The organism is Caballeronia sp. LZ034LL, from assembly GCF_031451215.1.
Classification (GTDB): Bacteria; Pseudomonadota; Gammaproteobacteria; order Burkholderiales; family Burkholderiaceae; genus Caballeronia.
Genome location: NZ_JARUXR010000001.1, coordinates 577,271 through 592,133 on the forward strand (window position 1 = coordinate 577,271; position 14,863 = coordinate 592,133).

17 protein-coding genes are annotated in these 14,863 nt (G+C 64.0%); 8 read left to right on the forward strand and 9 right to left on the reverse strand.

Features of this window, described 5'->3' with window-relative positions:
- Window positions 1-93: 93 nt before the first annotated feature.
- The 3 genes from rpmG to radC all read right to left on the reverse strand — a co-directional run bounded on the left by rpmG (window position 94) and on the right by radC (window position 1,539).
- Window positions 94-261 (reverse strand): 50S ribosomal protein L33, encoded by a 168-nt coding sequence (gene rpmG, locus QCE83_RS02640; protein ID WP_006478046.1) that lies wholly within the window; start codon window positions 259-261, stop codon window positions 94-96.
- Window positions 262-272: 11 nt separating this feature from the next.
- Window positions 273-506, reverse strand: a complete 234-nt coding sequence (rpmB, locus tag QCE83_RS02645; protein WP_008351171.1) for a 50S ribosomal protein L28 — start codon at window positions 504-506, stop codon at window positions 273-275.
- Window positions 507-777: 271 nt separating this feature from the next.
- Complete coding sequence (radC, locus tag QCE83_RS02650; RefSeq protein WP_404984111.1) at window positions 778-1,539, reverse strand: DNA repair protein RadC; 762 nt, start codon at window positions 1,537-1,539, stop codon at window positions 778-780.
- Between the two features lie 264 nt (window positions 1,540-1,803).
- Between radC and QCE83_RS02655 the strand changes: the two genes are divergently transcribed.
- The 7 genes from QCE83_RS02655 to QCE83_RS02685 all read left to right on the forward strand — a co-directional run bounded on the left by QCE83_RS02655 (window position 1,804) and on the right by QCE83_RS02685 (window position 8,765).
- The gene (locus QCE83_RS02655; RefSeq protein WP_309807463.1) at window positions 1,804-2,259 is read left to right on the forward strand and encodes a peptidylprolyl isomerase; all 456 of its coding nucleotides are present in this window, start codon (window positions 1,804-1,806) and stop codon (window positions 2,257-2,259) included.
- A gap of 3 nt (window positions 2,260-2,262) precedes the next feature.
- Entirely contained in the window at window positions 2,263-3,231 is a 969-nt protein-coding gene (ispH, locus tag QCE83_RS02660; RefSeq protein WP_309807464.1) for a 4-hydroxy-3-methylbut-2-enyl diphosphate reductase, read from the forward strand.
- Between the two features lie 430 nt (window positions 3,232-3,661).
- The gene (locus tag QCE83_RS02665; protein WP_309807465.1) at window positions 3,662-4,879 is read left to right on the forward strand and encodes a branched-chain amino acid ABC transporter substrate-binding protein; all 1,218 of its coding nucleotides are present in this window, start codon (window positions 3,662-3,664) and stop codon (window positions 4,877-4,879) included.
- A gap of 226 nt (window positions 4,880-5,105) precedes the next feature.
- Complete coding sequence (locus tag QCE83_RS02670; protein WP_309807467.1) at window positions 5,106-6,056, forward strand: branched-chain amino acid ABC transporter permease; 951 nt, start codon at window positions 5,106-5,108, stop codon at window positions 6,054-6,056.
- Window positions 6,057-6,080: 24 nt separating this feature from the next.
- Complete coding sequence (locus QCE83_RS02675) at window positions 6,081-7,250, forward strand: ABC transporter permease subunit (RefSeq protein WP_309807470.1); 1,170 nt, start codon at window positions 6,081-6,083, stop codon at window positions 7,248-7,250.
- 15 nt (window positions 7,251-7,265) lie between these two features.
- The gene (locus QCE83_RS02680; protein WP_061135759.1) at window positions 7,266-8,042 is read left to right on the forward strand and encodes an ABC transporter ATP-binding protein; all 777 of its coding nucleotides are present in this window, start codon (window positions 7,266-7,268) and stop codon (window positions 8,040-8,042) included.
- A gap of 18 nt (window positions 8,043-8,060) precedes the next feature.
- Window positions 8,061-8,765 carry an ABC transporter ATP-binding protein gene (locus tag QCE83_RS02685; RefSeq protein ID WP_404984706.1) on the forward strand — a complete coding sequence of 235 codons (705 nt, stop codon included), beginning with the start codon at window positions 8,061-8,063 and terminating at the stop codon, window positions 8,763-8,765.
- A 54-nt stretch (window positions 8,766-8,819) separates the two neighbouring features.
- On the opposite strand, the gene QCE83_RS02690 is transcribed toward QCE83_RS02685, so the two are convergent.
- The 3 genes from QCE83_RS02690 to QCE83_RS02700 form a co-directional block, all read right to left on the reverse strand.
- Window positions 8,820-9,242, reverse strand: a complete 423-nt coding sequence (locus QCE83_RS02690) for a GNAT family acetyltransferase (protein ID WP_309807472.1) — start codon at window positions 9,240-9,242, stop codon at window positions 8,820-8,822.
- Window positions 9,239-10,423, reverse strand: coding sequence for an acetylornithine transaminase (locus tag QCE83_RS02695; protein ID WP_309807473.1), 1,185 nt, complete (start codon window positions 10,421-10,423; stop codon window positions 9,239-9,241). Before QCE83_RS02695 ends, QCE83_RS02690 begins: the two co-directional genes overlap by 4 nt.
- Window positions 10,424-10,710: 287 nt before the next feature.
- Window positions 10,711-11,742 (reverse strand): CDP-6-deoxy-delta-3,4-glucoseen reductase, encoded by a 1,032-nt coding sequence (locus tag QCE83_RS02700; protein ID WP_309807474.1) that lies wholly within the window; start codon window positions 11,740-11,742, stop codon window positions 10,711-10,713.
- Window positions 11,743-11,826: 84 nt separating this feature from the next.
- On the opposite strand from QCE83_RS02700, the gene QCE83_RS02705 reads away from it, so the two are divergent.
- Entirely contained in the window at window positions 11,827-12,846 is a 1,020-nt protein-coding gene (locus QCE83_RS02705; protein ID WP_309807475.1) for an NAD-dependent epimerase/dehydratase family protein, read from the forward strand.
- 13 nt (window positions 12,847-12,859) lie between these two features.
- Here QCE83_RS02705 and QCE83_RS02710 read toward each other — a convergent pair whose 3' ends face one another.
- The 3 genes from QCE83_RS02710 to QCE83_RS02720 form a co-directional block, all read right to left on the reverse strand.
- Complete coding sequence (locus QCE83_RS02710) at window positions 12,860-13,036, reverse strand: hypothetical protein (protein WP_309807476.1); 177 nt, start codon at window positions 13,034-13,036, stop codon at window positions 12,860-12,862.
- 105 nt (window positions 13,037-13,141) lie between these two features.
- Window positions 13,142-14,005 carry an alpha/beta hydrolase gene (locus QCE83_RS02715; RefSeq protein ID WP_309807478.1) on the reverse strand — a complete coding sequence of 288 codons (864 nt, stop codon included), beginning with the start codon at window positions 14,003-14,005 and terminating at the stop codon, window positions 13,142-13,144.
- Between the two features lie 82 nt (window positions 14,006-14,087).
- Entirely contained in the window at window positions 14,088-14,810 is a 723-nt protein-coding gene (locus QCE83_RS02720; protein WP_309807479.1) for a 16S rRNA pseudouridine(516) synthase, read from the reverse strand.
- Window positions 14,811-14,863 lie beyond the last annotated feature (53 nt).

Here is a 14,863-nt window from a genome sequence, read left to right on the forward strand (position 1 = left end):
GAAAAACGGATGAAAAGCAGGCGCCAGAACGACAAAAAGCCCCGCGATGGCGGGGCTTTCCGGTGTCTTCGTTCAGGCTCTCAACATCAAGATTTACTTGATCTTGGTTTCCTTGTACTCAACGTGCTTGCGGACGACGGGATCGAACTTCTTGATCGCCATCTTTTCCGGCATGTTGCGCTTGTTCTTGGTCGTCGTGTAGAAGTGACCCGTGCCTGCGGTCGATTCCAGCTTGATCTTGTCGCGTGCGCCCTTGGCCATGTGCGTGCTCCTTAGATTTCACCGCGTGCGCGCAGGTCTGCGAGCACGGCGTCAATACCGTTCTTGTCGATCAGGCGCAGACCGGCGTTCGAGACGCGCAGACGGACCCAGCGATTTTCGCTTTCAACGAAGAAACGGCGGTTCTGCAGGTTCGGCAGGAAACGACGCTTGGTCTTGTTGTTTGCGTGGGAAACGTTGTTGCCCGACATCGGGCCTTTCCCAGTTACTTGGCATACGCGTGCCATGAGGACACTCCTAATACACGTTAAGTCTGAGTCGAACGCCCGATTGATATTGGGTTTCGAGGAAACTGTTCCTCTCCTTCCTTTACCTCTCGATGCCTCTGATCGCCCGATTTGCCCATCGGGGATTTGGCAGCACGGTTATGCCAATGAGGACTACGCTCAGTTCACCGTTACTCAGAACAGGCTGGTGGAAAAAAGCAAACGAGGATTCTAGCAGAAAAAACGCTGCATTATCAAACCTTTTGGGATGCGCGGCGCGTCAGGAGCGCAGTCACAGCCAGCCGCGTCGCGCAAACGAAAGCACTTCATTGGTCGCGACCACGAGATGATCGAGCAAGCGCACGTCGACCAGGGCGAGCGCGTCGTGCAGCGTGCGGGTCAGGGCGCGGTCGTTGGCGCTGGGCTCGACGCCGCCGGACGGGTGATTATGCGCGACGATCAATCCTGCTGCATTGAGCGTCAGCGCCCGCCGCACGATCTCGCGCGGATACACCGCGACGCGCGTCAGCGAGCCGCGCGCCGATTCCTCGGCGAGCAGCAGCTTGTGGCGTGCATCCAGATAGAGGCAGACGAAGACTTCGTAAGGCTTCGTGCCGATGGACAGCCGCAGGTAATCCTCGACGATACCCGGCGAATTCAGCACCTCGCGCTCGCGGGTTCGCTCCGCCAGCGCCCGGCGGCACAGTTCGGAGACCGCGAGCAGCGTGGCGGCGCGCGCCGGCCCGATGCCGCGTTCCTCGCAGAGTTCGCCGGCGGACGCGTCCAGCACGCCGCGCAGCGAACCGAAGCGGCGCAGAAGCCGGCGGGCGAGATCGATGGCAGTCGACCCCGGCACGCCGGAACGCAGGAACAATGCGAACAATTCCGCGTCCGATAGCGATGTCGGGCCTGCGTCGAGCAGGCGTTCGCGCGGCCGGTCGGCGCGGGCCCAGGTGCGGATAGGCGTGAGGGCCGGCGTCGGGTCGTGCTCGTGCCCGGTTGGCGGCTGAAGGCAGGGCGGCGTGCGGACGAGCCGCAACTTGACGGCGCTCACCGGAATGCACCGCGCGCACCCGTGCCGATGCGGCCGGGACGCCTGCTGGAACGCGGTTTGAATCCCGTATCGAGACTTTTTGTCACGCGCGTGAACGCACGCAAGCCGAAGCCGCGTGACGCGTCCCGACACAACTCTGTCTTACAATGGCGGTTTTGGCGCCCGCAATGCCCCGGCGCCGCGCGGTTCGCCGCTTGCTGCCGGCGTGCCGCCGCAAGCGGGGGCCGCCGTCCGCATCCGACTGAACGGCTAGATCCAATACTCATGAGCATCATCGATATCTCCCAGGTGAAACCCGGTTCGCACGTCACGCTTCATTACCGGCTCGCGCTTGCCGATGGTGCGGACGTCGTCAACACCTTCTCCGACAAGCCCGCCACGCTGCTGCTGGGCGCCGGGCAACTCGCCGAGCCACTGGAAGAGATTTTGCTGGGCCTGAAGGTCGGCCACCATTCGACCTTTCGGCTAGCGCCGGAGCAGGCGTTCGGCCCGCGCAATCCGGAACTCGTCCAGTGGGTGTCGCTCGCGACCCTGCGCGAGAACAGCATGATCGGCGAGCATTTTTCGCCTGGCGATCTCGTCGAATTCAACGCGCCCAACGGCGGGCGCTACGCGGGCGTGCTGAAGGAAGTGAGCGAGACGGCCGCGCTGTTCGATTTCAATCACCCGCTGGCGGGCCAGGCGCTCGTCTTCGAAGTGAAAATCATCGGAATCCTGTAAGCCATGAGCCTGACCGAAAGCCTCAACGAAGTTCAGACCGACGTCGAAATCCTGCTCGCGCAGCCGCGCGGCTTCTGCGCGGGCGTGGACCGCGCGATCGAGATCGTCGAGCGCGCCATCAAGCTGTTCGGCGCGCCCATCTACGTGCGTCATGAGATCGTGCACAACGCCTATGTGGTCGCGGATCTGCGCAAGAAGGGCGCGATTTTCATCGAGGATCTCGCCGACGTCCCCGAAGGCGCCACGCTGATCTTCAGCGCGCACGGCGTTTCGAAGGCCGTTCGCGGTGAAGCCGAAGCGCGTGGCCTGCGAGTGTTCGACGCCACCTGTCCGCTCGTCACCAAGGTGCACATGGAAGTGGCGAAGATGCGCCAGGAAGGCTTCGACATCGTGATGATCGGCCACAAGGGGCATCCCGAGGTCGAAGGCACGATGGGGCAGTCCGGCGAGGGCATGCATCTCGTCGAGGATATCGAGGACGTGCTGAAGCTCGACCTGCCCGACCCGAAGCGTATCGCCTATGTCACGCAGACGACGCTCTCCGTCGACGACGCCTCGGCCATCATCGACGCGCTGAAGAGCAAGTATCCCGACATCAAGGAACCGAAGAAGCAGGACATCTGCTATGCGACGCAGAATCGCCAGGACGCGGTCAAGTTCCTCGCGCCACAGTGCGATGTCGTGATCGTCGTCGGCAGCCCGAACAGCTCGAATTCCAGCCGTCTGCGCGAAGTGGCCGAGAAGCGCGGCATTCCCTCCTATATGGTGGATTCGCCGACGCAAATCGACCCGGCATGGGTGGAAGGCAAGAAGCGTATCGGCGTGACGGCGGGCGCGTCGGCGCCGGAAGTGCTGGCGCAGGCGGTGATCGCGCGCTTGCGTGAACTCGGCGTACGCAGCGTGCGTTCGCTGGAAGGCATCGAAGAAACCATCGCGTTCCCGCTGCCGCGTGGTCTGTCGCTGCCGCAGTAAAGCGGCGAAGCCGTACAAGAAAAAGGCGCCTCCGGGCGCTTTTTTTTCGCGTGCACTAAAGATTGCCAAGGAGCACGGAACCCTGCTCGCACATCTGGAACCAAGCGTAAATTCCTAGTCCGGGCCTGCTGCGGATTCAACACTTTTTTCTAAATCCCTTAAGGGTTAGCCCGCAGGTCCGATAACCGGACGGAGCATCTTCACCCATTGAAAAAACCCCTCGTCGCGTAATGGTGCAACTGCTGCAAAAGATGAGATTGCAACCTGGTTGCGCCATGCGTGGAAAGTCGCACGCAAAAGGCGGTTGCAATGCTGGAAAACCCCGCCACGCAAGAATATTGCTCGTCTCATATTTAGCGTTACAATGCGCGCGTCTTGAGGCCTAAGGGTTCCGGACCAATGTTTTTTGAAGGCGCGGGAGACCTTATTGATGCGATTCAAGTTTGCTCACGCCGTGTCCATCGCGGCTGCGGTTGCAATGGCAACCGCATGCGGCAAGAAGGACGAAGGCGGGGCGAGCACAGCGGCGTCGGCAGCGAGTGCTGCGGCGTTGCCGGCTGCGTCCGCGCCGGCTCAGGCTGAAGCAACTGTCGTGAAGATCGGTCATGTCGCGCCTTTGACGGGCTTGCAGGCGCATCTCGGCCGCGACAACGAAAACGGCGCGCGGCTCGCGCTGGAAGAGATCAGCGCACAAGGACTGACGATCGACGGGCACTCGATCCGCCTCGAACTCGACAGCCAGGACGACGCAGCCGATCCGCGCACCGGCACGGAAGCGGCGCAGAAGCTGGTCGATGACCACGTGGTCGCGGTGATTGGCCATATGAATTCGGGCGTGTCGATTCCAGCGTCGAAGATCTACAGCGATGCCGGCATTGCGCAGATTTCGCCGTCGACGACCAATCCGGAATACACGAGGCAGGGTTACAAGACGACCTTCCGGCTCGTTTCCACCGATGCGCTTCAGGGCCCCGTGCTGGCCGGCTATGCGATGAAGACGCTGCACGCGAAGAAGGTCGTGGTCGTGGATGATGCCTCTGCCTATGGCCGGGGGCTCGCGGACGAATTCGCGAAGACCGTGCAGGCCGGCGGCGTGAAGATCGCGGCGCGCGAGCAGACCACCGAGAAGGCGCGCAATTTCAAGGCGATTCTCACGAAGATCAAGCGCATCCAGCCGGACGTGGTGATGTACGGCGGCATGGACGTGACGGGCGGCCCCTTCGCGAAGGAAGCGGCGGCGCTCGGCATCAAGGCGAAGATTCTGGCGGGCGACGGCGTCTGCACCGACAAGGTGGCCGAGCTCGCGGGCGACGCCGTGCAGAACCTCGTCTGTTCGGAAGCGGGACTCGCGCTTTCGAAGATGGACAAGGGAGCGGATTTCGCGAAGAAATACGAAGCCCGCTTTCACACCCCGGTGCAGATTTACGCGCCGTTCACGTATGACGCGATGTACGTGATCGTCGACGCAATGAAGCGCGCCAATTCCATCGAAGCGCCCAAGGTGCTCGCGGCGATCGCCACGACCGACTTCAACGGTCTGACGGGGCATATCGCATTCGACGACCGGGGCGACCTGAAGGCGGGGACCATTACGCTTTACGACTTCAAGGACAAGAAGAAAGACGTGCTCGACGTCGTCAAGCAGTAGCAGCAGCAAGCGTGGGCAGTTCCGACGGCGCTTCACCGACAGCGCCGTTTTTGCATCCGTTCGGGAACGGCTGCCGCCTTATCCGGCTGCGGCCGGATAACCGACCGACCAACCTTTACCGGTTTTTTCAAAAGTACGCGCAGTGCCGCTTCAGATTTTGCTTCCCACCGGTTTATCGGCCGGCGATAAAGGCGGAATCGAAACGCACGGGGCTAAGGAGCTTTAAATGGATATTTTCATCCAGCAGATCATCAACGGTCTGGTGCTTGGCAGCGTCTACGCCATCATCGCGCTGGGCTATACGATGGTGTACGGCATTCTCGGCATCATCAACTTCGCGCACGGCGACGTGCTGATGGTCGGCGCGATGGTCGCCTTGTCGGCCATCGGCGTCATGCAGAACCACATGCCCGGCCTGCCCGGACCGATCATGCTGGCCATTGCGCTGGTCATCGCAGCGGTGGTCTGCGCGCTGGTGGGCTACACCATCGAAAAGGTCGCGTACCGGCCGTTGCGCAAGGCGCCGCGTCTCGCGCCGCTGATCACCGCGATCGGCGTGTCCATCCTTCTGCAGACCGTCGCCATGATGATCTGGGGCCGCAATCCGCTGGCCTTCCCGCAGCTCCTGCCGACCGATCCGATCAACGTCATCGCCGCCGACGAAACCCGTCCGGGCGCGGTGATCTCGATGACCGAAATCGTCATCATCGTGACCGCGTTCCTCGTGATGGCGGGCCTCCTGCTCCTCGTGCACAAGACCAAGCTCGGCCGCGCGATGCGCGCGATCGCCGAGAACCCGGGCGTCGCCTCGCTGATGGGCGTGAACCCGAACTTCGTGATTTCCGCGACCTTCATGATCGGCTCGGCGCTGGCTGCGCTGGCGGGCGTGATGATCGCGTCGGAATACGGCAACGCGCACTTCTACATGGGCTTCATCCCTGGCCTGAAGGCGTTCACGGCGGCGGTGCTGGGCGGTATCGGCAACCTCGGCGGCGCGATGGTGGGCGGCGTGCTGCTCGGTCTCATCGAACAGCTGGGCGCCGGCTATATCGGCAATCTGACAGGCGGCGTCTTCGGGTCCAACTACCAGGACGTGTTCGCCTTCATCGTGCTGATCATCGTGCTCGTGTTCCGTCCGTCGGGTCTGCTCGGCGAACGTGTCGCGGACCGCGCTTAAACCTCGTGTGAGGAGCTCAGAAAAATGACTTCGATTCAACCGATTGAGCCGTCCACGACGCTCATCCCCGAGAAGAACACGACGAAGACGCTCGTCGTCGGCATTCTCACCGCCGTATTCGTCATTGCGGCGCCGATGGTGATCGGCGCGGCTGGCGGCAACTACTGGGTCCGCGTGCTCGACTTCGCGATGCTGTACGTGATGCTCGCGCTGGGCCTGAACGTGGTGGTCGGCTTCGCCGGCCTGCTCGACCTGGGCTACATCGCGTTCTATGCGGTCGGCGCGTACGTGGCGGCGTTGCTGTCCTCGCCGCAGCTGACGACCCAGTTCGAATGGATCGCGCATCTCGCGCCGAACGGACTGCACGTGCCGTTCCTCATCATCGTGCCGTGCGCGATGGCGCTCGCCGCGACCTTCGGCGTGCTGCTCGGCGCGCCGACACTGCGTCTGCGCGGCGACTATCTCGCGATCGTGACCCTGGGCTTCGGGGAAATCGTCCGGATCTTCATGAACAACCTCGATCGTCCGGTCAACATCACGAACGGTCCGAAGGGCATCACGGGCATCGATCCGGTAACGATCGCAGGCTTCAACCTGTCGCAGACACACGAGTTCTTCGGCCTGAGGTTCCCGTCGGTGTACATGTACTACTACCTGTTCGTGATTGGCGCGCTGATCGTGATCTGGGTGTGTACGCGTCTGCAGCACTCGCGCATCGGCCGCGCATGGGCCGCCATTCGCGAAGACGAAATCGCCGCCAAGGCGATGGGCATCAACACCCGTAACGTGAAGCTGCTCGCGTTCGCGATGGGCGCGTCGTTCGGCGGCCTGTCGGGCGCGATGTTCGGCGCGTTCCAGGGCTTCGTGTCGCCGGAATCGTTCACCTTCTGGGAATCGATCGTCGTGCTGGCGTGCGTGGTGCTGGGCGGCATGGGCCACATCCCGGGCGTGATCCTGGGCGCGGTGCTGCTCGCCGTGTTCCCCGAGTTCCTGCGCTCGACCATGGGTCCGTTGCAGAACGCGATCTTCGGTCATCAGATCGTCGATACCGAGGTCATCCGCCAGCTGCTCTACGGCCTGGCGATGGTGCTGATCATGCTGTATCGCTCGGAAGGCCTGTGGCCGGCCGCGAAACACGAAGACAAGATCGCGAAGATCGCGAAGCGCAACGGCAAGAAGCCGGTGCGTGCCTAAGGCGGGGGATAGAACATGAGCGACAAGCAAACACGACTGTCCGTCACGGGCGTCAACAAGCGCTTCGGCGGCCTGCAGGCGCTGTCCGATGTGCGCCTCCAGATCAAGGAAGGCGAGATCTATGGCCTGATCGGTCCGAACGGCGCGGGCAAGACGACGTTCTTCAACGTCATCACCGGCCTGTACACGCCTGATTCGGGCGAATTCAAGCTCGACGGCCAGGCCTACACGCCGACCGCCGTCTATCAGGTGGCGAAGGCGGGCATCGCGCGGACGTTCCAGAACATCCGTCTGTTCGGCGGCATGACCGCGCTGGAGAACGTGATGGTCGGCCGTCACGTGCGCACCAAGCACGGGCTGATCGGCGCAGTGTTCCAGACGCCGGCCGAGCGCCGTGAAGAGCGCGAGATCAAGGAACGCGCGCTCGAACTGCTCGAGTACGTCGGCGTGCTGCAATACGCGGACTACACGTCGCGCAACCTGTCGTATGGTCACCAGCGCCGTCTGGAGATCGCCCGCGCGCTCGCGACCGACCCGAAGCTGCTCGCGCTCGACGAACCGGCCGCCGGCATGAACGCGACCGAGAAGGTCGAACTGACGCGTCTGCTCGACAAGATCCGCTCGGACGGCAAGACGATTCTTCTCATCGAACACGATGTGAAGCTGGTGATGGGATTGTGCAACCGCATGACGGTGCTCGATTACGGCAAGGTGATCGCCGAGGGTCTGCCGCAGGACGTGCAGAAGGACCCGAAGGTGATCGAGGCATATCTGGGTGCGGGGGTGCACTAAATGGCGACCACAAGCGCGATGTTGAAGGTCAAGGGTCTGCAGGTGAATTACGGCGGCATCCAGGCGGTGAAGGGTGTCGATCTCGAAGTGGGGCAGGGCGAACTGGTTACGCTGATCGGCGCGAACGGCGCGGGCAAGACCACGACGATGAAGGCCATCACGGGTCTCAAGCCTTACTCGGGCGGCGATATCGAGTACATGGGCCAGTCGATCAAGGGCGTCCCGACGCACGAACTGCTGAAGCGCGGTCTCGCGATGGTGCCGGAAGGCCGCGGCATCTTCGCGCGCATGTCGATTCTCGAGAACATGCAGATGGGCGCCTATCTGCGTAACGACACGGACGCCATCCAGAAGGACACCGAGCGCATGTTCGGCTTCTTCCCGCGGCTGAAGGAGCGGGCATCGCAGTATGCGGGCACGCTCTCGGGCGGCGAACAGCAGATGCTGGCGATGGCCCGCGCGCTGCTCTCGCGTCCGAAGCTGCTGCTGCTGGACGAGCCGTCGATGGGTCTGTCGCCGATCATGGTCGAGAAGATCTTCGAGGTGGTGCGGGAGATTTCGAAAGAAGGTCTGACCGTGCTGCTGGTGGAGCAGAACGCGCGTCTGGCGTTGCAGGCGGCGAACCGCGGCTACGTGATGGATTCCGGCACGGTGACGATGACCGGCGACGCGAAGACCATGCTCGACGATCCGAAGGTGCGCGCCGCGTATCTGGGCGAGTGACGCTTCGTTGCTGAAGATAAGAAGCCGGCTCTTGCAGTTCAGAGCCGGCTTTTTTCATAGCCGCTTGCCGAGGCTCACGACTTCATCCATCCGGTAGCCAAGCTTTTCATAGAAGCCGCGCAGGTCGGTCTTGAAGGCCATGATCTGCAGGTTCACCTTCGGACAGCCGAGCGCGCCCAGCGTGCGCTCCACATGATGCATCAGCGCGCGGCCGAAGCCGCGTCCCTGCTGCGCGGGCGCGACCGCCAGCGAATACACCCAGCCGCGATGCCCGTCGTAGCCGCACATGACCGTGCCGATCACGGCGCCGTCCAGCGTGCCGACGAAGAACAGCTCCGGCTGCGTCTTCAGCTTGTTGTCGATGGAGAGCGCGGGACTGCGCTGCGGCCGCGAGGCATCCGCGTATTCCGGAAACACCTCGCGCCACAGGGCGATCACGGTCTCGCGATCGCCTGCATCGAACGTGCGGATGATCACAGCGAATCGAGCACCGAGCGCAGCATCGTCATCATCTGGTCGATCTCGTCCTTCGTGACGTTGAGCGCGGGCATGAAGCGCAGCAGGTTCGGACGCGCCGCGTTCAGCAGCAGGCCGTCGGGCTGCATCAGGCGCGCACGGTCGACGATCTGCGGACCCTTGTCGCTGTCGAGCAGCAAGGCGCGCAGCAGGCCTTCGCCGCGCTCGCCCTTGAAGCCGCGCTCGTCCGAGAGCTTCAGCAGTTCCTGCTTCAGGTACTCGCCCTTTTCGCGCACGCTTTCCAGGAAGCCCGGCGCGACGAGTTGCGAGATCACCGAATGGCCGACCGCCGACATCAGCGGATTGCCGTTGTAGGTGCCGCCCTGGTCGCCCGGTTCGAAGCACGCGACTTCGGCCTTCGAGAGCAGCGCCGCGAGCGGCACGCCGCCGCCGATTCCCTTGCCGAGCGTCATGATGTCCGGCTCGATGTTGGACAGTTCGTAGGCGAACAGCGTGCCCGCACGGCCGCAGCCGCTCTGCACTTCATCGACGATCAGCAGCAGGTTGTGCTGCTTCGTCAGCGCGCGCAACTGCTGCATGAATTCGCGCGTGGCCGGGATCACGCCGCCTTCGCCCTGGATGGGCTCGAGCATCACGGCGACGGTCTTCTCGTTGATGAGCTTCTCGACCGACGCGATGTCGTTCAGATCGGCCTTCGGGAAGCCCGGCACTTGCGGCGCATAGATGGTGTCCCAGCCGGGCTTGCCGCTGGCGGACATGGTGGCGAGCGTGCGGCCGTGGAAGCTGTGATCGAAGGTGATGATCTCGTACGCGCCGTTCTTGAACTTCTTGCCCCACTTGCGCGCGAGCTTGATCGCGCCTTCGTTGGCTTCGGCGCCGCTGTTGGCGAAGAACACCTTGTCGAAGCAGCTGTGCTGGGTGAGCAGGCCCGCGAGCTGGGCCATCGGACCGTTGTAGAAGGCCGGCGACGGATTGATGAGCGTGCGCGCCTGTTTCTCGAGCGCCTCGATCATGCCTTCGTTGCAGTGGCCGAGCGAGTTGACGGCCCAGCCCTGGATGAAGTCGAGATAGCGCTTGCCCGTGTTGTCGTGGAGCCAGGACCCTTTGCCGTGCGTGAACACGATCTCGGGACGGTTCGTGATGTACATCAGCGAATCAACGGGGTACTCATTGAAATTCATGACAGCGGGCTCCACGAAGGCGGGTGCGGGACGAAGAAAAACAGAAAGAAAAGACGGCGCGAAAAAAACAAAAGCCACGGAATTCCGTGGCTTCATTTCGTACGCTTCGAGCAAACCAGACCGAGTGCGCACATGATTGACGAGCCAGCGGCATCCCTAGGGGAGCGGCGAGCGGCGACGTCGAAGTGCGTTCAGGATTCTGATCATTCGCGAAGGATACGTTATGACGTTCCCGCCTGTAAACCGTGCACGCGGATTTTTTGTCCGCGTGCCGGCGATGACGCAAGTCAGACGGGATGAGCGAGATCCGCTGCGCTGGTGAACGAGTCCGCGTAGAACTCGTCTTCCGGCAGGCGATGATGCAGCGTGAAATCGCGCTGCGCCGACTCCACCATCACGGGCGCGCCGCACGCGTAGACCTGATAGCCGCTCAAGTCTGGCAGATCCTCGATGACAGCGCGATGAACGAAGCCCGTGCGGCCGTTCCAGTTGTCGCTCGGATCGGGTTCGGAGAGCACCGGCACGAACTTGAAGTTCGGGATCTCGCGCGCCCATTGTTCGGCGAGCGTCATCATGTACAGGTCGCGGGCGCGGCGGCCGCCCCAGTAGAGCGTCATCGGGCGGTTCAGGTTCTTGAACACCGCGTGCTCGATGATCGCCTTGATCGGCGCGAAGCCCGTGCCCGATGCCAGCAGCACGATGGGCTTGTCCGATTCGTCGCGCAGGAAGAAGGTGCCGAGCGGGCCTTCGAAACGCAGGATGTCGCGCTCCTTCATCGCCCCGAAGACGTGGTCCGTGAAGGTGCCGCCGGGCATGTGGCGGATGTGCAGTTCGAGCGGGCCTTCGTGATGCGGCGGGCTGGCCATCGAGTAGCTGCGGCGCTTGCCGTCCTTCAGGATGAACTCGATGTATTGCCCCGCGAGATACTGCAGCCGTTCGTTGGCGGGCAACTGCAGTTTCAGTTCGATGACGTCGTCGGCCTTCCGCTCCAGCGCGTTCACGCGGCAGGGCAGCTTCTTCACCTGCACGTCGCCGACGCCCGCCACCTCGCGCACGTCGATCTTGAGGTCGGTTTGCGCCGTCGCGCAGCAGAACAGGGCCATGCCGCGGGTTTTTTCATCGTTCGACAACGCCGACGACGAATGCGGCGCCTGTTCGACTTCGCCGCTCACGACCGCGCCCTTGCACGAACCGCACGCGCCGTTCTTGCAGCCGTACGGCAGGCCGATGCCCTGGCGCAGCGCGGCCGTCAGGACCGGTTCGTCGGGTTCTACTTGAAACTGCCGGCCGCTTTGCCGGAGCGTTACGTTGAAAGCCATAGATCGATTTCTGCGAGGGGTGAATTGTCTCGTGTGTCCTTGCCGCGCCGCACGCGTGTGGCAGGCGGCGGATAGAATGCCCGGATGATTGCTACTCGAACTCTGCGCCGTGCGCGTGTGCTGATTGTCGGCTGCGGCGATGTCGGCATGCGCACGCTGCCGCTCTTTCACGCGCAGGCCGCGGCGCCGCGCATTCTCGCGCTCACGCATCATCCCGAGCGCGCGGGCGAACTGCGCGCGGCCGGCGCGCTGCCGCTGGTCGGCGACCTCGACCGGCGCCGCAGTCTCGGGCGGCTCGCGGGGCTTGCGCGCCGCGTGGTGCATCTGGCGCCGCCGCCGCGCGACGGCGAAACGGACCGCCGCACCCGTGCGCTGATCGCCGCCTTGCGTGCGCCGCGCCGTTCGGTGGCGCGCGGCGGGGGTGGACGCTGGCTGCATGCGGATCGCGCAGGAAGAACCTCGTTCATTGTACCCGAGGGTCTGCGCGCGGCCATGATCCGCAAGGCGCGCCGCGCTGCGCGGCTGCGCTTCGTCTATGCCAGCACGACGGGCGTCTACGGCGATTGCGGCGGCGCGCGCATCGATGAAACCTGGCCGGCGCGGCCCGCAAACGAACGCGCGCGGCGGCGCGTTTCGGCGGAGCGGCAATTGCGCGCGGCGGGTGTGGAAAGCGGCTGGCGGGTGTCGATCGTGCGCATTCCCGGCATCTACGCCGCCGACCGCCTGCCGCTTGCGCGCATCGAACGGCGCATGCCCGCGCTGATCGAGCAGGATGATGTCTTCACGAACCACATCCACGCCGACGATCTCGCCGCCATTCTCGTGCGTGCACTCGCGCGCGGGTGGGCGCAACGGGTGTTCAATGCATCGGACGACACGGATCTGCGGATGGCGGATTATTTCGACCGCGTGGCCGATGCACATGGCCTGCCACGCGTGCCGCGCATTTCCCGGCAGGAGGCGGAGACGCGTCTGGAACCGGTCACGCTGTCGTTCATGCGCGAATCGCGGCGGCTCGGCAATGCGCGGCTGAAGCGCGAACTGGGCATCGCGCTGCGGCATCCGACCGTCGACGATTTCCTGCGCGCCGAGGCCCGGCGCTAGCGCGTCGCCGGAGTCAGATCAGTGCGGGAATCGCTTCCAGCAGGACGAAGCACATCAGCGCGCCGATCAGCGCTCCGATGAGATTCGCGGAGTATCGGTGCCGCACGTGCATGACGACAGCCAATGCCCCGATGAGGACAGCGCCCAGCGCGACGAACGCGATCAGCGCAACAGTCATGTGGGAGACCATGATGCCCTCCTGCTTTTTTGATAGTCATTATTGGTATCCGTAAGACCAGTATAAGAGGGTCGGTCGCGGAAGGCATGCTGCGCCGCAGCGCCCGCCGTTCGGTGCTTACACCGATTTGCATGCGCAATGCGTGCGGATAAAAGCGGTGACGTCGGCGAGCACAGGAGAATCCGTCTGGCGCGCGGGCGCAAGGGCGTCGATGATCTGCCCGTGGCCATATCCCGCATAGGTTTTCAGCTCGACGGGCACGTCGTGGGTGCGCAATGCGTCGGCGAAACGCAGGCTGTTGGACGGCTCGACCACCGTGTCGGCGGTGCCGGTGGCGAGCAGCATCGGGGGTTCGTTGCCGGAAACGAAATCGATCGGCAGCGCTTGCGCGCGCAACGCCGCCGGGAAGATGTCGGCCATGTGCGGCTCGCGCGGCGGAATGGCCGAATACGGCCCGGCAAGCCCGATCATGCCGCTCAGCGAAGCCTTCGAGAGTCCCTGCGCCGCGAGATAGCGCGGATCCGTGGCGATCAGCGCCGCGATGTGCGCGCCCGCCGAGTGTCCCATGACGAAGATGCGCCGCGGGTCGCCGCCGTATTCGCCGGCATGGTCGCGGGCCCAGCGGACGGCGCTGGCGGCGTCGTTGACGAAGCCGGGGAAGATGGTGTCCGGATACACGCGATAGTCGGGCGCGATGGCGACGATCCCCTGCATCGCCAGGGTTTCGCCGATGCCGCGTGCATCGGCGCGCTGCCCCGCCTGCCAGCTTCCGCCGTAGAAATACACCACGACGGGACGGCCGGCGCCGCTGCGAAGGTCCGGCGCGTAGACATCGAGGCGCTGGCGCGGCGCCGCGCCATAGGCGATGCCGTCGGCGCGCTCGTCTTCCTGCGCGTCGGCTGCGGACGCGCCGCTGCCGAGGCCGGCCGCGAGCACGGCGAGCGAGAGGGACATGAACCGCCGTCTGGTCAGAATGGGCATGGTGTCCTCGCGATTCGATTGCCGGGAGAATCAAAGCGAACCACGGCAGCACGTAACAGACGAGGAGCGGCTGGCCGTGAGCTCAGGACGTCTTCAGCGGGTCGCCGCGCAGGGCGGCCAGGTCGGCGTCTTCGAGCCAGCGCCAGGCGCCTTCCGCGAGCGTCGACGGCAAAGCATAACCGCCCACCCGTTCACGGTGCAGTTTCTCGACCCGGTTGCCCGCGGCCGCCACCATGCGCTTCACCTGGTGATACTTGCCTTCGAGCACGGTGAGTTCGAGCAGCCGCTCGTCGCGCTGGACGGCTGCCAGCGCCGCGCTCGGCCGGCTCTCGCCGTGCAGCAGCACACCTTCGCGCAATTTCGTGAGCTGCACGTCGTCGAGCGGATGACGCAGCGTCGCCAGATAGACCTTCGGCACCTTGCGTTTCGGCGACGTGAACGCATGCACGAACGGTCCGTCATCGGAGAGCAGCAGCAGGCCGGTCGTGTCCTGATCCAGCCGGCCGACCGCCTGCACGCCGCGTTCAGCGAACTGCGCCGGCAGCAGGTGGAAGATGCTCAGATGATGTTGCGGATCGCGCGAGCATTCGTAGCCCGCGGGCTTGTTGAGCGCGATATAGGCTTTCTCGCGATAGATCCAGCGCTCTGCATCGACTTCGAATGCGAGCCCGGGTGTGGCGGGGAGTTCGTCGCGCGGATCGTCGCGCACCACGCCGCCGATGCGCACGCGGCCTTCGGCCACGATGCCGCGGCACTGGCGGCGCGACCCGAAGCCTTGGGAAAAGAGGAGGGTTTCGAGGTCCATCGGATGAGCTGAGTTGAAGCGCGCATTCTAGCAAGGCGCGCTTTCCCTCAGCT

What these genes read in the sequence shown, in the direction of transcription:
- rpmG (WP_006478046.1), bottom strand. Translation starts at nt 261, where the DNA reads ATGGCCAAGGGCGCACGCGACAAGATCAAGCTGGAATCGACCGCAGGC.
- rpmB (WP_008351171.1), bottom strand. Translation starts at nt 506, where the DNA reads ATGGCACGCGTATGCCAAGTAACTGGGAAAGGCCCGATGTCGGGCAAC.
- QCE83_RS02655 (WP_309807463.1), top strand. Translation starts at nt 1,804, where the DNA reads ATGAGCATCATCGATATCTCCCAGGTGAAACCCGGTTCGCACGTCACG.
- ispH (WP_309807464.1), top strand. Translation starts at nt 2,263, where the DNA reads ATGAGCCTGACCGAAAGCCTCAACGAAGTTCAGACCGACGTCGAAATC.
- QCE83_RS02665 (WP_309807465.1), top strand. Translation starts at nt 3,662, where the DNA reads ATGCGATTCAAGTTTGCTCACGCCGTGTCCATCGCGGCTGCGGTTGCA.
- QCE83_RS02670 (WP_309807467.1), top strand. Translation starts at nt 5,106, where the DNA reads ATGGATATTTTCATCCAGCAGATCATCAACGGTCTGGTGCTTGGCAGC.
- QCE83_RS02675 (WP_309807470.1), top strand. Translation starts at nt 6,081, where the DNA reads ATGACTTCGATTCAACCGATTGAGCCGTCCACGACGCTCATCCCCGAG.
- QCE83_RS02680 (WP_061135759.1), top strand. Translation starts at nt 7,266, where the DNA reads ATGAGCGACAAGCAAACACGACTGTCCGTCACGGGCGTCAACAAGCGC.
- QCE83_RS02685 (WP_404984706.1), top strand. Translation starts at nt 8,061, where the DNA reads ATGTTGAAGGTCAAGGGTCTGCAGGTGAATTACGGCGGCATCCAGGCG.
- QCE83_RS02695 (WP_309807473.1), bottom strand. Translation starts at nt 10,423, where the DNA reads ATGAATTTCAATGAGTACCCCGTTGATTCGCTGATGTACATCACGAAC.
- QCE83_RS02700 (WP_309807474.1), bottom strand. Translation starts at nt 11,742, where the DNA reads ATGGCTTTCAACGTAACGCTCCGGCAAAGCGGCCGGCAGTTTCAAGTA.
- QCE83_RS02705 (WP_309807475.1), top strand. Translation starts at nt 11,827, where the DNA reads ATGATTGCTACTCGAACTCTGCGCCGTGCGCGTGTGCTGATTGTCGGC.
- QCE83_RS02710 (WP_309807476.1), bottom strand. Translation starts at nt 13,036, where the DNA reads ATGGTCTCCCACATGACTGTTGCGCTGATCGCGTTCGTCGCGCTGGGC.
- QCE83_RS02715 (WP_309807478.1), bottom strand. Translation starts at nt 14,005, where the DNA reads ATGCCCATTCTGACCAGACGGCGGTTCATGTCCCTCTCGCTCGCCGTG.
- QCE83_RS02720 (WP_309807479.1), bottom strand. Translation starts at nt 14,810, where the DNA reads ATGGACCTCGAAACCCTCCTCTTTTCCCAAGGCTTCGGGTCGCGCCGC.